The sequence below is a fragment of the Hymenobacter glaciei genome (assembly GCF_039539585.1).
GTDB classification, from domain to species: domain Bacteria; phylum Bacteroidota; class Bacteroidia; order Cytophagales; family Hymenobacteraceae; genus Hymenobacter; species Hymenobacter glaciei.
Genome location: NZ_BAABDK010000007.1, coordinates 1 through 15,132, shown reverse-complemented (window position 1 = coordinate 15,132; position 15,132 = coordinate 1). Strand labels below are relative to the sequence as shown.

Here is a 15,132-nt window from a genome sequence, read left to right as displayed (position 1 = left end):
TTCAAATCCCGTTCTTGGGATTGGGAGTGCAAAGGTAAGCAGAAGTTTTGAACTCGCAAGTGAAAGGTGAAAGTTTTTATTCTTTCTCGTTTCACTCGTCAACTCCTTTCCGGCCTCCTATCGAAGCGGGGTGCAAAGGTAAGGGCCTTTTTTCGGCTTTCGCAACACCTGCCGAAATTTAATTTTCGAAGGTTTTGCCGAAGCGAGCACGGGAGGCAATACATGGATTGTCGCCGTGAAGTTCCTTGCCTTTCAACTTTTCTGCCGAGCAGTTGCTGCGGCACAACCCGTCACCCGGTTGGCGATTTGGGACTGCAAAAGTAGGGGGATTTTCCCGGCTTCCAAGGTATAGCGTCCAACTTTTGTGGGCAGGGGACGCAGCCGCGCGGGGTTTGGCGTAACGGGCGGTTCGCAATCAAGGACTTAGCGCCCCGAGAATTTTTAGAAAAAGTTAGCGGATGGGCTCGGGGGCGAAGAAGGCGGCGAGGGCGGGGCGGTAGCGGCGGGGGCGCTGGGCCTCGTAGTGCTGGAGTTGGCGGCCGAGCTGGGCGAGGAAGGGCTGGCCGATGGTCTCGTATTCGTAGGCGCCGTCGTTGAGAATGCCGTCCCGGTTGACGTAGAGCATGGCGCTAAGGAAAAATTCGGATTGGTGAAGGGAGTCGGCGAAGTAGGCCACGTCGGCCAGAAAGCCGTGGGACATGCCGACGATGTTGTAGATGCGCAGGCTGGACTGCCGGGGCAGGTCGGGGTTGCGGCCGTAGTAGAGGTACTTCTTGTAGGCGTCGAAGTAGCGGGCGGGAGTGTAGGGATGAAAGCTCGACTCGTGGGGGGTGGCGTGGAGGTAGCGGCGGAGGAAGGCGTAATCTGATGGGGTGAGGTGGGGACGCTGGGGGGCGGGGACGGATTCAGGGAAGAGAATGCTTTGGAGAAAGGCGGTGATATCGGGGAGCGGGAGGTGGTTGGCAGTGGTAAAATCGTAGGGTTCGGGGATGACACGGCTGCCGGCCTGGTAGGCGCGACCTTTGAGGACGCGGCCAAGGGGACTGCGGTAGGCGGTGGGGTTGTATTGGGCGGGCTGCTTGTATAGGGTGTCGCCCTGGGGGGTGTGGAAGCTGATGGGGTTGGTGTGGCGGTTGGCAGCCGTGTCGCAGGGGGCAAACCTGCGAGTGATGCGGGCATTGGGGTAGCCGAGTTGGGCGAGGCGCTCGTTGAGGGGGCGCTGGCCGAGGAATTCATAGAGGCGGTTGTAGGCGAGGTTGTCGCTTACGAGGAGCATGCGTTTGATGTAGTTGCCGACGGTGGCAGTGCGGTCGGAATCGGCAGGAGCGGCGAAGGGAACAGGAGTTTGGCAGCGGTAAGCAGTGCCGGTGGCCATGATGGTGCGCCGGGTGACGCGGGGGTTGTGGAGGTCGTTGAGCTTTTCGAGGGAAAGGGCGACGACGGGGAGTTTGACCAGGCTTGCTGGGTTGAAGTATTGGCGGGGATTGAGGTGGTAGGTGTGGGGAATGAAGGTGGGGCGATTTTGGGCGTCGCGGTTGATTTGGGTGTAGATGATTTGGAGCTCGTACTGGGGGTTGGTAGCGACTCTCTTTAATAAGGGATTGGCCTGGAGTAGGGAGTCTAATAGTGGAGAGTCTCCTGGGGTTACCATCACCTCCCTACTCACTGTCTTGCGGAGAGGGGAAGCCAGATGACTGCTTGCAGCCAGGGTGGTTATTGTCAATAGAAAAACGGCGCCTATTATATAGTATAGGGAGGGACGGGATTGGTGGGAATTTTTCATAGGTATAGTAGCTGTTCGAGAAATCATTCAAACGCCCTTAAACACTGTACCGAGCGCCGCGAAGCACCTTTACTGCAATTGTTAAGTTTGATTACTACTGCGGTAGAGTTGTTCCGACGAGCTCAGCATGACGTTCTCGGGGCTTGTTATATAGGTGCATTGAAATAGAAAGGGCCGTGATGTTGCCACCACGGCCCTGTGGGGCTAGTTTTATACGAGGGTTTTAGTCGGCCAGAGGGACTTGGCGTTTGGCGAGGAGGAGGTTGGAGTCGGTTTGACGCCAGTTGTAGCCGGTGCCGAACGGGAGGGCTTTGGGTTTGCGAAGGGAGTCGCGGTAAGCGGTGGTGAGCTCGGGCTGGTACTGTTTGGCAAATAGGTTGATGGGGCGGCGGTAGGTGCCGTAGTAGTTGAACTGCCAGGCGCCTTTCTGGAAGTACTTCATGGCGATGCCGGAATCGTCTTGCAGGATGTAACGGCTGCGGCGGAGAACCGTGCGGCGGACTTGGTTGAAGTACGATTTGTGCATGAGGTAGGTGGCCGACTTCACGTACGTAGTAAGGGGGCCGAGGTGGCGCACAAATTCGAGGGGAGCTTTTTTGGCGTTGAGCTTCCAGTCGCTGAGGTCGGCAGAGAAGTAGTAGACGGTTTTGGGCTGGCCGTCGGGGCCGCGGAGCTTCATTTCTACCCCGGGGATAGATTTTGACTTGGGGGCTTGGATGGAATCTTTGGAGGCGTCCTGTAACTGGCCGGTGGCGTCGAGTTGAATGGGGCGGATGGCGGTGATTTGGTTGCCGGTGCGGGCGGCGAAGAGCATCATCAAGGGAAGCGCGCCGTCGAGTTCTACCGATTTCAGGTCCACGGCCATGTCGTTGGTGCGGAAAAAGCTGAAATTGAGCACCGACCACAGCGAGGTTTTGACGGCGGGCAGCAGCTTGGGATTTTCGAGGGAGGTGCGGGCGGGGATGCTGCCGACGGGTTCGAGGCCCATCAGCACGTAGGTTTGGCTGGTGGGGAACATCGTGAAGACGTTCAGGAAATCGGGGCCGCTGAAGGGATAGAAAATGGTGGGGCTGTTGGCATGCACGGAATCGAGCTCGGTGCTGGCCCATTTGGTCATGCGCGTGGTGTGAGTGGCGCGGTACTTCTCCCAGCTTTTGTCCTGGTCTTTGGCGAACGCCTGCCAAGCGGGTGTCGCGGCCAGCGCGGTAAGGTTGCTGTGCTGGCTGGGTTGCAGGCCGCCGAGGAACATCGCGACGTCCTGGGCGTAGGCCGTATCGGGGGCTACGGTGGGCTTATTGGCAGTAGCTACAGCTTTTTCTTTGGACCCAGGCGAGGCTGACTTGGTAGAGTCGATGGCGTCGGCGGTGGTGGCCATGGTTTCTTCCTTGTTGGAAGTCGCTGTTTCGGTTTTGGTTTTCGACTCGGAGCAAGCAGAGAGCAAAAGCAAGGCGGCGGGCAGGACCCGAAGCGCGGCGGTGCGGAAGGACATTCTATTAGGTATGATGAGAAAAGGCGGGCTGCAGAAGGGCCCAATGAAGCTGCAAGTTACAGGAGGTTCCGTTCTAGCGTTTGCCTCCCCCCCGCCCCCTGCCTGCTGGAGGGCAAGACAATTCACAGGTGATGCGAGGAAATAAGTGAGCGGTAAGAGCTAGCCGAGGCTGGAAACTTCTTCAGCAATAGGGCTCCCGATACGCGTTGTGATGAAGTAGACCAATGCGCCGACGGCCAGCGTAGCTAAGCCATACAGGGATTCCCAGGGCTTGTCGCGGAGGATGAAAACCAGGGTCCAGCCACTCAGAACCAGGAAAAGCAGGGGAGTGAAGGGGTAGCCCCAGGCGCGGTAGGGCCGCGGGACGTCGGGGCGGCGCCAGCGGTAAACGAACAAGCCGAGCACCGTGAGGAAGGTAAACAAGTTCAGCACGAAGCCAGCGTAGACCAATACTTCCTTGAATTTCGGCTTGCTGATAAATACCAGCGTAATGATGGTTTGCAGGGCCAGGGCGCGGACGGGAATGCCGGCGCGGCTTTTGGGGGCGAGGAAGCGCAAGGCGGGCAGGTCCTCCCCCATCGTCTGAACGATGCGGGGCCCGGCGAAAATCATCGAACTGATGGTGGAAACCAATAGCGCCGCGATGACTCCGCCCATTAGCCGGCCGCCGAGCGGGCCGAAAAGGGAGGTGGCCGCTACAAAACCAACCTCGACCTGCCCCTTCAAACCCGCTATTGACGTGGAACGAAGGAAGACGTAGTTCAGGCCCACATATAATAGGAGGACGATGGCGGTGCCGGCCAGCAGGATGCGCGAGAGGTTGCGGCGGGGGTTCTCGATTTCGCCGGTAACGTACACGGCGGCGTTCCAGCCGGAGTAAGCATAGCTCACATACACGAGGCTCACGGCGAACGCGGGGCTGAGCAGCGCGCGCCAGCCGGCGGCATCGGGCAGGAAGCTAATGGGCTGCCCCTCCCCCACCACCACGCCCGCGCCGATGAACACGACTAGCACGCCCACTTTGAGGGCAGTGATGATGATTTGGAGGCGGCTGCCGACGCGGGTGCTGGTGCCGTGCACCACCGTGAGGAGCAGAACCACGGCCACCGAAAGCCACTGTGGCTCCAAAGTCGGCCATACGCTTTTGGCGTATTGTCCCAACGCCAGCGCAGCCAGCGCCGTGGGAGCCGCGAAGCCCACCGTGGCCGACACCCAGCCCGAGAGGAAGCCCAGTGCGGGGTGATAAATCTGGCTCAGGTAGTGGTATTCGCCACCCGAGCGGGGCATGGCCGAGGCCAGCTCGGCGTAGCTCACGGCTCCGCAGAGGGCGATGAGGCCGCCAACTAACCACAGCATCAGCAGCGCGAAGCCGCTTTCGATGCCCATTACCTGAAAGCCAAGGCTGGTGAAGACGCCCGTGCCTACCATGTTGGCAATAACGATGGCGGCGCCGGTGAGGAAGGTGATTTTATAGGGTGTGCGGGTAAGCTCGGGCATGGTGCAAAGATGCGAACCAATGCGGAAGGCTGTCTTACTAGGCAATTAAGCGAACTCGCACGTCAGTAAATCGAACTCACCATTCGAGAAAGCCGGGTCGTATCCCGTGGAAACGACCTCGCATGCCGTGGAAACGAACTCGCATGTCGTGGAAACGACCTCGCATACCGTGGGAGCGAGGTCGCACATCATGAAAACGAACTTACATGCCGTGGAAACGACGTCGCACATCATGAAAACGACCTCGCATGCCGTGGAAGCGAGGTCGCACACCATTAAACCGAGGTCGCACATCTTGGAAACGAACTTACATGCCGTGGAAACGACCTCGCACACCGTGGAAGCGAACTCGCACAGCCGGGCGTTATTCCACCACGCCGACGGCTTTGGGCTTTTTGTAGAGCGGCACGGTACTGCACGGCTCGCCGTACATGATGCTGCTGGTGACGGAAAGCAGCTTTTGCATGATGGCCACGTAGGCGAAAGTGGGCACGGGCTTGTCGCCGCAGCCTTTCACTACCACTTTGGCGTCGCGGTATTCTTCGGTATCGATGGCGGCAATGGCTTCTTCGAAGAGCGACTGTTCCAGCGCATCGGGGTTGCCGAAGACGTAGCGGTGGGCGTGGTGCTGGAGCTTGGTGGCGAGCAGCATGTAGGCCCAGGTGGGCACAATGGCATCGGCCGAGCAGACGATGGCAACGTTTTTACCGTCGTACTGCGTCCAGTCGTGGGTTTTGACGAACTCGCGGAAGTCCTTTTCGCGCAGCATGAGGCCGTGGAAGAGGTTGTCCTTGATGTCGTACACCACCCGCTCGCCGGGGTGAATGAACTCTTCCAGGTTGAGGGTGATGAGGCCAGAATTGGCGACGCGGTTGACGAAGAGGGGTTCCATGGGATTCTATTTTGAGTTACTAGAACGTCATGCAGAGCGCAGCGAAGCATCTCGCGTGCTGAAACTAACTATTGACGTTTTCACGATTAAGTTACTGCCACACGCGAGATGCTTCGCTGCGCTCTGCATGACGTTTTACCTTGCTTTCGGCGTGGTGGTGTACACTTCTTTCAGGTAAAACGGCTCGTAGTACGCCACGTCCTGGAATTCCTGCCGGTGGAAGGCAGCCACGGCCAGCTGCCCCACCGAAATCGCCGAGGGCTCAATCCCCGCCAGGAAACTGGCGTTGGAATGCTCCCCCAGCAGCGCCTGAAACTTCGCCGCCCCGTGACCGAAGAATAACACGGCACGGGTGGCTAATTGTTCGGCCAGCGTGTCGGCGTCGAGGAGCAGCGGTGTGGGAGCCAGCACCTGCTGGCCGTCGTGGGTGTAGAGGGCGGCGTACACTTCCGTACGCCGGGCGTCCAGCATGGGACAGTAGAGCCAGGTTGAGGGCCGGGCAGTACCGGCGGCTACCTGCGCCGCGAGGGCCTGCAGGGTGCTCACGGCCACCAGCGGAATATCGAGCGCGAAGCACAGGCCCTTGGCGGCAGCCCCGCCAATGCGCAGGCCGGTGTAGGAACCGGGCCCGTCGCTCACGGCCACGGCAGCCAGGTCGGCGAGTTGGTGGCCGGTATTGGCCAGCAGCTGCTCGATGAGCACGGTGAGGTGGGTGGAGTGCGACTTATCGAGCCGCAGCTCCGACTGGCCGATGAGGGAGCCGTCTTCGAGGCGGTGCAGGGCCACCGAGCAGACGGGGGACGAGGTTTCGAGGGAGAGAAGAATGATACCGCTCACTGTAGCTTTGAAATTTTCTGCAAAGGTCGACAATGTATAATCTGGAACTACTACGGCAGCACTTAGAATCCACTTGGGGTCCCAGTGTCGCTACGAATCCAATTCCGGACCCGCACGGTAAGATGGGGAGGGGCTTTTCGGTTTTAGCGTTTCCACCATCTGATAAAACAAGTTGCTGGGTTTATTCGACGCTAGGGATGTCGACCGACACGCCAGAAGCTTTAATCGAACTGCACATCTTGTCTAACAAGGAGGACACGACCTTGATTGAATTGCTCACTGTCACCGCATCCTTCCACCGCAACAACACCAATCTCGGCTTGCATCACACCGTCAACTTCGGTCGCCCTTGGCAAGATGATTCGCTTTGTAGCTACGGCTTCATTTCGCTTCCGTATTTGTCCGGAGAAGCTCTAGAGATTTTCGATTGTGAAGGCGGCCACTTGCATAACTTGTGGCTGCTGCCAACAACCGAAAGTGAAAGAGACTACAAAATGGAAAATGGCTGGGATGCGTTGGAGCAACGGTTTGAGGATTGTGGGCTTGATTACCTGAATCCCCAGCGCGATTCATGCATCTAACGAAATCCTTATCATGCCTTCAACTATACTATAGCCCACACCTTCCGTTTGCAGGAACGAGACAATTGCGTCCGAATGATTCCATCGTTTCGACGCAACTAATCTACCAATATGTTTCATCACAATTGGATTGATTTCAAGCCATTCAACCTCCCTAAACGGCCAGGGCCCTTGGACCTCGATATAACCACTTACAGGAATACAGATGCCCGTATTTCCCCAAGCTTCTGGCGTGGCATCATGTCTTAGCTTGATTCTTGGACTACACCCAAGGCTATTTATTAGAGCGGCGAGAGCGGCGACTTTTTCAATGGCACTCATAATTCAACACTCAACAAAAAAGCAGGCACCTTTCAGCGCCTGCTTTTCTAATTTAACGCAACTCAAGATTACTTCGTGCCAGCCGACTTGCGGGCGCTGGCGGCCTGGCCCGTGGGCTTCAGCAGGGCAGCGTAGCGGTTCGGGTCGTTCAGGACGGCGACGGCGGCGATGATGTTGGGGTCGTCGTCGAAGCCGGCTTCGGTGCGGCCCTTCTCAAAGAAGTAGCGCGACACGATTTCCTGCTCCAGCAACTCCTTGATTTCGGGCTTGAAGCGTTGCAGGTCGTTGGCCTTGTTCACGGTCACCTTCTTGCGGATGGCTTCAAGCTCCAGCTTCACGTCGTCGTAGTGCTTCTCCTCTTTCACCTTCTTGCTGAGGTCGGTGAGGGCTTTTTCGGCGTCGGTGCTGTAGCTGATGTTCTTGCCCTGCAGGTAGCCGACAAACTTCTGGTAGTCGACATCCGTGAGTTTGAACGCGCGGGCCGCAGAGATGGTGGGGTGCTCGGCGCGGTAGCGCGTGGCGTAGTCGAAAAGGTAGCTTTTCTGAAGCAGGATGCGGGTGATGTCCGCGATTTCGCGGTCGTTTACCTCAATGTCGGGGGCCACGCCGCCGCCGTCGTACACGGTGCGGCCGGCGGTGGTTTTGAAGGCCGTGCGCAGCGAATCGGGGAATTTGCCCAGCGTGCCGTCCTCACTGCGGTGGGCATAGTCGATTTCCTGGATGCAGCGGCCGCTCGGGATGTAGTATTTGGCGGTCGTCACCTTCAGCTGCGAGTTGTAGCTCAGCGGCCGGGTGGCCTGCACGAGGCCCTTACCGAAGGTGCGCTCGCCCACCACCACGGCGCGGTCGTAGTCCTGCAGCACGCCCGACACAATTTCCGACGCCGACGCCGAGCGGTTGCTCGTGATGATGGCAATGGGAATTTGAGTATCCAGGGGCACGTCGAGGGCCTTGTACGTCTTGTTCCACTCCGTCACCTTGCCCTTGGTGCTCACCACGTCGAGGCCTTTGTCGATGAAGAGATTGGAAATGTTTACCGCCTCATTCAGCAGCCCCCCGGGGTTATCGCGGATATCGAACACAATTTTCTTCGCGCCCTGCTCCTTGAGCTTGCTCACGGCAATACGCACTTCCTTGCCCGCATCCACCGTGAAGCCACCGAGCTGGAAGTAGCCGACATCACCGGAAATCATGCCGGTGTAGGGCACGTTATCTACCTGAATTTTATCGCGGGTGATGTCGATTTCGATGGGCTTGTCTTGGCCGTAGCGCGTCACCATGAGCTTCACCATCGAATTGGCCTGGCCCTTGAGGAGCTTGCTGATGTCGGCGTTCGACTTCTTATCAACCACTACGCCGTTGATGTCGAGGATTTCATCGCCGGGGAGCAGGCCGGCTTTTTGGGCGGGGTAGCCTTCGTAAGCGCTTTGCACCACGGTTTTGCCGTTGCGCTTCACCACCGAGGCCCCAATGCCGCCGTACTGCCCGGTGGTCATGGTGCGGAAGTCCTCGATGTCGTCCTCCGGAATGTAGTTGGTATAGGGGTCGAGCGAACGCAACATGGCGTCAATGCCCGTCTTCACCAGCTTGGCGGGCGTTATCTCGTCGACGTAATACGTATTGACCTCCTTGAAAAGCGTGGCAAAAATGTCCAGGTTTTTCGCGATTTCGAAGTACCGCTCGTTATCGGAGGCAGCGCGGAAAGAAACCAACCCCAGAGTGCTCAACGCCAGGGCAGCAAGTAGCTTTTTGCGGATAGTCATAAAGAATACGGGTAGCGGGTCAACACGAATCTACGGGGTTGGGGGCGAAGCAGGTACTTCGCTGGTCGTGCCCAGCAAACGATGGAAAGCGGAAATTAATTTTTTTTCCACCAACGTTAGCGGACTTTTTTCCTTTCCCGTGAAGATAATACCTAACAGCGCGATTTCGTGCCCGTTGGGGTGTTCCGTAAGCCGATATTTATTAAGCCGATACGCCTCGCGGATGAGGCGCTTGAGCCTGTTGCGGTCGACGGCCCGCTTAAAGGTGCGCTTGCTCACGCTGATAAGCACCTGCGGCGGAGCAGCAGTGGGGGCAGCCGCCTTTATCCAGACGATGCGCAGGGGGTAAACGCCAAAAGAGGAACTCTGCTTGCTAAAAAGCTCTTCGATGAGCTTCTTGCGGCACAGGTGCTCCTCTTTCGGGAAAGTATATTTTCTCTTAGCCGTTAGCTCCTGGCTAGTAGCTGTTGGCTCGTTCACGTGGCTTGGTGGTTGCAGCGGTTTCAACCGCAAAAAGCTGCTTTGAAAACGCCTAAAATAGCGAAGCCGCATTGCAGCGACAGAAATAACGCTGTCTCAGCAATGCGGCAATCTGCTAGCTAGCAGCTAAAAGCTTTCAGCTAACGGCTAAGGTACTAGCGCTTGTGCTTGCCTTCGTCGGATACGGTGAGGCGCTTGCGGCCTTTGGCACGACGACGGGCCAGCACGTTGCGGCCATTAGCGGATTCCATGCGGAGACGGAAGCCGTGCTTGTTAACGCGCTTGCGCTTCGAAGGTTGATAGGTGCGTTTCATCTTTTGTGTAGTTTCAAGTTGGGCCGGCAAAGGTACGGGCTTTGTCTGGAAAAGGCAAGGCCCTCAGCCACTTTTACGCTTAGCCCGTTAGCGGGCAGTAGATTTAGTCCCGTTTAACCCGTTTTGGCGATGATTCACTACCACGTTTCCTACGAAAATCCGCTCACGTTCTATCTACAGGTACAGCTCACGCTGGACGTAGCCACTAATGCCACCGCCCCGCTGGAGCTCCAGCTGCCCGCCTGGCGCCCGGGCCGCTACGAGCTGCAAAACTTCGCCCAGAAGATTCAGCGTGTGGCAGTTGAGGATGCTGCTACCGGCCAGCCCCTGCCCTACCGCAAGCTCACCAAGGACCGGTGGGAAGTGCCCAATGCCGCGGGCCGCACCGTGCGGGTGCGCTACAATTTCTACGCCCACCAGATGGACGCCGGCGGCTCCTGGCTCGATGAGTCGCAACTGTACCTGAACCCCGTGCAGGCCCTGATGTATGTGGAGGGCCGGCAAGAAGAGGAGTGTGAACTGACGCTGGCCATTCCCGAAGGCTGGCAGATAGCCTGTGGCCTGCCCCAGACGGCTCCGGATGTACTTTCTGCCCAGAATTTTGACCAGCTGGCCGACGCGCCGCTGATTGCCAGCCCCTCGCTTACGCACCAGGAGTATGAGGCGGGCGGCCTGCCTTTCCATGTGTGGGTACAGGGCGAGGCGCCATTGGATTGGCCCCGCATTCTGGCCGATTTCAAGGCATTTTCGGAAGCACAGCTAGCGATGTTTGGCGGCTTTCCGGTGGCCGACTACCACTTTCTGAACCAGTTCCTGCCCTACAAGCACTACCACGGCGTGGAGCATCACAACTCGACGGTGATTACGCTGGGGCCGGCCGAACTGGTTATGAGCGAAGGCTTGTACAAAGAGCTGCTCGGTGTGAGCTGCCACGAGTTGTTCCATACCTGGAACATCAAGAGCATTCGGCCCGCCGAGATGCAGCCCTACGACTACAGCCGCGAGAATTACTTTCGGACCTGTTTCATCGCCGAAGGCATCACGACGTATTACGGCGAATACCTGCTGGCCCGCAGCCACGTGCGGACGCCTGCCCAATACTTTGAGGAGCTGAATACCGTGCTGCGCAAGCACTACGACGATGCTGGTGGCGACAACCTCTCGCTGGCCGATGCCAGCATGGACCTCTGGCTCGACGGCTACAAGCCCGGTATACCTGACCGTAAGGTATCGGTGTACCACAAAGGCGCGCTGGTAGCCATGCTTCTGGATTTAACCATCCGGCAGCTTTCCAGCCACGCCCGCAGCCTCGACGACGTGATGCGGCGGCTGTACGAGGAATTCGGTAAAACCGGCATTGGCTACACCGAGGCCGACTACGTGCGCATTGTGAACGAAGTGGCCGGGCGCGATATGCATGCCTACTTCGACAAGTTTATTTACGGAACCGCGCCGCTGCAGGAGCCCCTCGACCGGGTGTTGCACACGGTGGGCTGCCAGCTGCTGGTGGGAGAAAACGCTTCGGCATCGGAAGGTCACTTTGGTTTCCGCACGGTGGTGAAGAACGAGCGCACGGAAGTAAGCGCCATATGGCCCAACTCGCCCGCCGCTGCGGCCCTGACCGTGGACGATGAGATTGTGGCCGTGAATGGCCGACGGGTGGATATGAACCTGCAAAGCCTGCTCAGCAGTGGCGAATCGGCTTACGAAGTGAGTGTATTCCGACAGAATCGTTTGCTGACGGTGGCACTGGCGGCGACGCCGGGCGTCAGCTTCGGGCAGCGGTATGCGATTGATAAGATGGAAACGGCTGATGCGGCCCAGCAGCGCGGGTTCCAGCAGTGGCTGGGCTGGGAGTTTTAAGGGTCACTCATTTCCGATTTTATGCTTCACTCTCCGAAAAAGTCCCTGCTGGGGCTGGCCGTTTCACTACTGCTGTTGAGCGGCTGCGACCAGCAAAAACCCACTGCCGAGCAAGCCAAGCCGGTTGTCGCTCCGGTGGTGCCACCACAAGAGGTGGTTGCCGAGGCGGTGGTGACCGAGCCGAAAGTCCTGACTTCCGCCGATACCTGGCCCAGCACCAGCCACGACACGTTGCGCTTCCAAAGCGGCGTGGTGTACCTGTCCCCCTCCACTGCAGCGGTTTTCCAGAAGCTGCCTGCTTCGGGCCTCGTCAACCGTGCGGACCTCCGCAACACGCCCAACGGGGTGAAAAGCGCTGAGGGGGTGAGCCAGCAGGGAACCGGGCTGTGGCTGAAGCCCTCCAACGGCCGGGCGGTGGTGCTGGCGACCGACACCAGCGACTCCGAAAGCAACGTTGATTACCACTATTGGGGAACCTTGCCCGCGGTGCGGCAGTGGGTTGTATCGGTCACGCTCTACGAGGGCTCGGAGGTGGAGTTGGTGGACCAGCGCACGGGGCGGCGCACGTCCTTATGGGGCCAGCCCATCCCCTCGCCCGACGGGCGCTATATCCTGGCGTATAGCATCGACATGGAGGCTCAATACGACCCCAATGGCCTGCAGCTCTACAAGGTGGAAGCCACCGGGCTCCGCCTGCTCTGGGAGCGTACCCTTAAGCAGTGGGGCCCGGTCGAGGTACGCTGGGACGGCAACAGCGCCATTCTGATAAAGCAGGAGTCGGGGGCAGGCTCGCCCCCGAATGGCTACGTCCGGCTGGATTTATCGAAGGTGCAGTAGGGGCTGGCGGCTCGTCCGGGGGCGGTTTCCCAGTCCGGGTACGCGGCGCGGCCGCGGAAACCGAGGGCATCTATCGCTTTGCGCGCTACACCGATGAGGGAGCCCTGACGGTTTGCCCCGCCACCAACACCCTGGCGCATCTGGCCACCCAGTTGACCGCAGACCTGCCGGATGCGAAGCTTGAGCCGGCGGAGTGGCGTTACGAAAGCGCAGGTGCCCCTTTGCCGTTTGATGCCAGCTGCCACCAGCTACGCCCGCAGGTGCTGAACGAAACGCTGGCAGCCGAGGCGTTCGAGCCGTTTCGCCAGCAACGTTACCCCACCTGCCCCGACGTGGTAGCGGACCTGCCCCAACCGGGCTTTTTCGACCCGGCAGCGGGCAGGGAAGTATTGCTACTCTTCCACGTAGCCGACCGCGACCCCTCGGCGCAGGGGTTGGCCCAACTGGTCAGCCGGCCCAACCCAAACGCCTACGGCACCGACTATTTGGCTTGGCTGCGTACGTGGGAAGGGTAAAACATTCCCTCCTTCACCGTTCCAAGCCAAGCCCCGGCCAGACTTTACTCCTCTAATGTACCCCAAAGCCGCTTTTTCGCCGGACTTATGAAGAACTCCTCCCACCTCGCGGTGCTGCTGCTACTCGCCAGCGCCGCCTGCCACTCCGATGCGCCTGCCACCGAGCAAGCGGCCCCGCCAACGGATTCGGTGCCTGCCCCCAAGCCAGCGGCCCCGCCAGCGGATTCGGTGCCCGCCCCCGAGCTGGCGGCCCCGCCAGCGGATTCGGTGCCCGCCGCCAAGCCAGGCACTGCCACCGCCGCCAGCCCGGCGTCCCTTAGCCCGGCCGATACCCTGCACCTGCCCGGCGGCCGGGTGGTCCAGCTGCGCCCTACTACAGCGGAGGCTTTCGACCAGCTGCCCACCAGTGGCTTGCCGGAATTTATCAATCACTCACATGCGGAACGCATACCCGCCTCCCAGGGCCTGGTACGTCGCCAGGGCCTCAATTTGCTGTTGCAGCCCGCGCAGGGCAGCGTGGTCAAGCTGTCGTCTACGCCCGACGCCAAGTTTACCCTGCAAAACGGCAATGGCGTGAAATTTATATATTGGGGCAGCCTGCCCGCCGCGCACCAGTGGGTGGTGCAGGCGATGTATTGGGAGGAAAACGGCATCGTGCTGGTGGACCAGCGCACCGGCCGCAACGTTGAGCTAACCGGCGAAGCCGTGGCCTCGCCTGATGGCCGCTTCGTACTCCTCACCAGCCCCGGCCTGGGCGGCGGCGACCAGGCCAACCAACTGTCTCTGGTGCAGATTGAGGCCGCTGGCCCGCGCCTGCTCTGGACGCGCGCGCCCGATAGATGGGAGGCGGTTACGGCCCGCTGGGCTACCCCCAGCCGCGTCATCATTAAGCGTCGCCACACCCTGGCCGATGGCAGCATGCCCGATGACGCCCTCGTGACCTACGACGAACTGGACGTATCGCGCTAAGCTTCCCCGATGCCCCTTATCCGCCTGCTCCGGGTGCAGCTCAACGCCGCGCCGGGCCATACCGTCGGCCCGCGCTACAATGTGCGCAAGTTGCGCGAGGCTGATGCGGCCCAGCAGCAAGGGTTCCGGCAGTGGCTGGGCTGGGAATTTTGGGGGGCAAGGTCCTAATGCAGCCAGTTTGGCTTACTTGAACAAAAGGGAGAAAAGACGGCCGCAACAAGGCTAGGCCTTTTCTCCCTTTTGTTCAGTTACATAATTCATCTTATATCCCAGACCTTGGAAAAGTGGTGGTTTTGGCCTCCCTACGCGGCCTGCTGCCGGCGTGGTACTTTGGCGGGGGACCAAGCTCAATTTTGAGAGTTTACGAAACTCATCCCTTCGGCGCATTTCGTAAACTTTGAATCGTAGACGAGTTTCTTAAACTCGCCCTGCCCGATTGGGGCCAACTGGCCACCAGGTACCGAGCAGCTGCTAGGAGTTCAGGGAAACGAGCGTTAATGTCGGACCATGACACTTTGATAACCTGTATGGTCTTTGGTGAAAATGGTGTCGTTGTTATAACGCGTCACCGTAATTGATTGCCATGGTTCCCCTTCACCGAAAGCAAGAACTTGACTAGAAGGAGAGTATGACCAGTTGTTTGACCAGTGGCCGTCGATGTGAACCCATGGCTCCATCCCTTCTTTCGTGTACTGGAATACTTGCAAAGTGCCGTCCTTAGAAAAGGTGGTGCATCCGAAGGGTATGGAGTTCTCATGCCGGGGGTAGTCCTGGGACTCCCAACAGGAATTTTTCGCGGTTAACAAGGCAGTAAAAGGACTTTCTTGTTCTTTACAGGAGGGCGTTAGCAACACGCCCAAAAAGCAAAGTGCCCGAATTGTGAATGACATGGATTAGAAAATCAGAAAGGCGGAGGAAGTTCAGTGAAACGGTAGAATGGGACGTCACTTTGGGATAGCACCGCTTCTTCCGATTGTTGCTACCTGCCGAG

At 58.9% G+C, this 15,132-nt stretch carries 15 protein-coding genes; 6 read left to right on the top strand and 9 right to left on the bottom strand.

The window, feature by feature from the left end; genetic code table 11:
* Positions 1-451: 451 nt before the first annotated feature.
* The 5 genes from ABD837_RS04185 to tsaB form a co-directional block, all read right to left on the bottom strand.
* Complete coding sequence (locus ABD837_RS04185) at positions 452-1,651, bottom strand: serine hydrolase (RefSeq protein ID WP_345050653.1); 1,200 nt, start codon at positions 1,649-1,651, stop codon at positions 452-454.
* Positions 1,652-2,006: 355 nt separating this feature from the next.
* The gene (locus tag ABD837_RS04180; protein WP_345050651.1) at positions 2,007-3,272 is read right to left on the bottom strand and encodes a hypothetical protein; all 1,266 of its coding nucleotides are present in this window, start codon (positions 3,270-3,272) and stop codon (positions 2,007-2,009) included.
* 159 nt (positions 3,273-3,431) lie between these two features.
* Positions 3,432-4,769, bottom strand: a complete 1,338-nt coding sequence (locus tag ABD837_RS04175; protein ID WP_345050648.1) for an APC family permease — start codon at positions 4,767-4,769, stop codon at positions 3,432-3,434.
* A gap of 364 nt (positions 4,770-5,133) precedes the next feature.
* Positions 5,134-5,661: a DUF2480 family protein gene (locus ABD837_RS04170; RefSeq protein ID WP_345050646.1), complete on the bottom strand. Its 528-nt coding sequence runs from the start codon at positions 5,659-5,661 to the stop codon at positions 5,134-5,136.
* 135 nt (positions 5,662-5,796) lie between these two features.
* Positions 5,797-6,498, bottom strand: a complete 702-nt coding sequence (tsaB, locus tag ABD837_RS04165; protein ID WP_345050643.1) for a tRNA (adenosine(37)-N6)-threonylcarbamoyltransferase complex dimerization subunit type 1 TsaB — start codon at positions 6,496-6,498, stop codon at positions 5,797-5,799.
* A gap of 32 nt (positions 6,499-6,530) precedes the next feature.
* Here tsaB and ABD837_RS04160 point away from each other — a divergent pair, with 32 nt between their 5' ends.
* A complete protein-coding gene (locus ABD837_RS04160) occupies positions 6,531-7,079 on the top strand; it encodes a suppressor of fused domain protein (RefSeq protein WP_345050640.1) in 549 nt (182 codons plus the stop codon).
* On the opposite strand, the gene ABD837_RS24940 is transcribed toward ABD837_RS04160, so the two are convergent.
* The 4 genes from ABD837_RS24940 to rpmH all read right to left on the bottom strand — a co-directional run bounded on the left by ABD837_RS24940 (position 7,068) and on the right by rpmH (position 9,957).
* Entirely contained in the window at positions 7,068-7,400 is a 333-nt protein-coding gene (locus tag ABD837_RS24940) for a DUF6678 family protein (RefSeq protein WP_425554291.1), read from the bottom strand. The two genes, ABD837_RS04160 and ABD837_RS24940, sit on opposite strands and share 12 nt — an antisense overlap.
* 68 nt (positions 7,401-7,468) lie before the next feature.
* A complete protein-coding gene (locus ABD837_RS04155; protein WP_345050638.1) occupies positions 7,469-9,163 on the bottom strand; it encodes a S41 family peptidase in 1,695 nt (564 codons plus the stop codon).
* Positions 9,164-9,193: 30 nt separating this feature from the next.
* Complete coding sequence (locus ABD837_RS04150) at positions 9,194-9,643, bottom strand: ribonuclease P protein component (RefSeq protein ID WP_345050635.1); 450 nt, start codon at positions 9,641-9,643, stop codon at positions 9,194-9,196.
* Positions 9,644-9,798: 155 nt separating this feature from the next.
* Positions 9,799-9,957: a 50S ribosomal protein L34 gene (gene rpmH, locus ABD837_RS04145; RefSeq protein ID WP_035563087.1), complete on the bottom strand. Its 159-nt coding sequence runs from the start codon at positions 9,955-9,957 to the stop codon at positions 9,799-9,801.
* A 129-nt stretch (positions 9,958-10,086) separates the two neighbouring features.
* On the opposite strand from rpmH, the gene ABD837_RS04140 reads away from it, so the two are divergent.
* The 5 genes from ABD837_RS04140 to ABD837_RS04120 all read left to right on the top strand — a co-directional run bounded on the left by ABD837_RS04140 (position 10,087) and on the right by ABD837_RS04120 (position 14,309).
* Positions 10,087-11,820: a M61 family metallopeptidase gene (locus tag ABD837_RS04140; protein ID WP_345050627.1), complete on the top strand. Its 1,734-nt coding sequence runs from the start codon at positions 10,087-10,089 to the stop codon at positions 11,818-11,820.
* Positions 11,821-11,841: 21 nt separating this feature from the next.
* Positions 11,842-12,657, top strand: a complete 816-nt coding sequence (locus ABD837_RS04135; RefSeq protein ID WP_345050624.1) for a hypothetical protein — start codon at positions 11,842-11,844, stop codon at positions 12,655-12,657.
* Positions 12,540-13,172 (top strand): DUF4303 domain-containing protein, encoded by a 633-nt coding sequence (locus tag ABD837_RS04130; RefSeq protein WP_345050621.1) that lies wholly within the window; start codon positions 12,540-12,542, stop codon positions 13,170-13,172. The genes ABD837_RS04135 and ABD837_RS04130 overlap by 118 nt, the downstream gene beginning before the upstream one ends.
* Positions 13,173-13,259: 87 nt before the next feature.
* Entirely contained in the window at positions 13,260-14,141 is an 882-nt protein-coding gene (locus tag ABD837_RS04125) for a hypothetical protein (RefSeq protein WP_345050619.1), read from the top strand.
* 9 nt (positions 14,142-14,150) lie between these two features.
* Positions 14,151-14,309, top strand: coding sequence for a hypothetical protein (locus ABD837_RS04120; protein WP_345050615.1), 159 nt, complete (start codon positions 14,151-14,153; stop codon positions 14,307-14,309).
* The last annotated feature ends 823 nt before the right edge of the window (positions 14,310-15,132 follow it).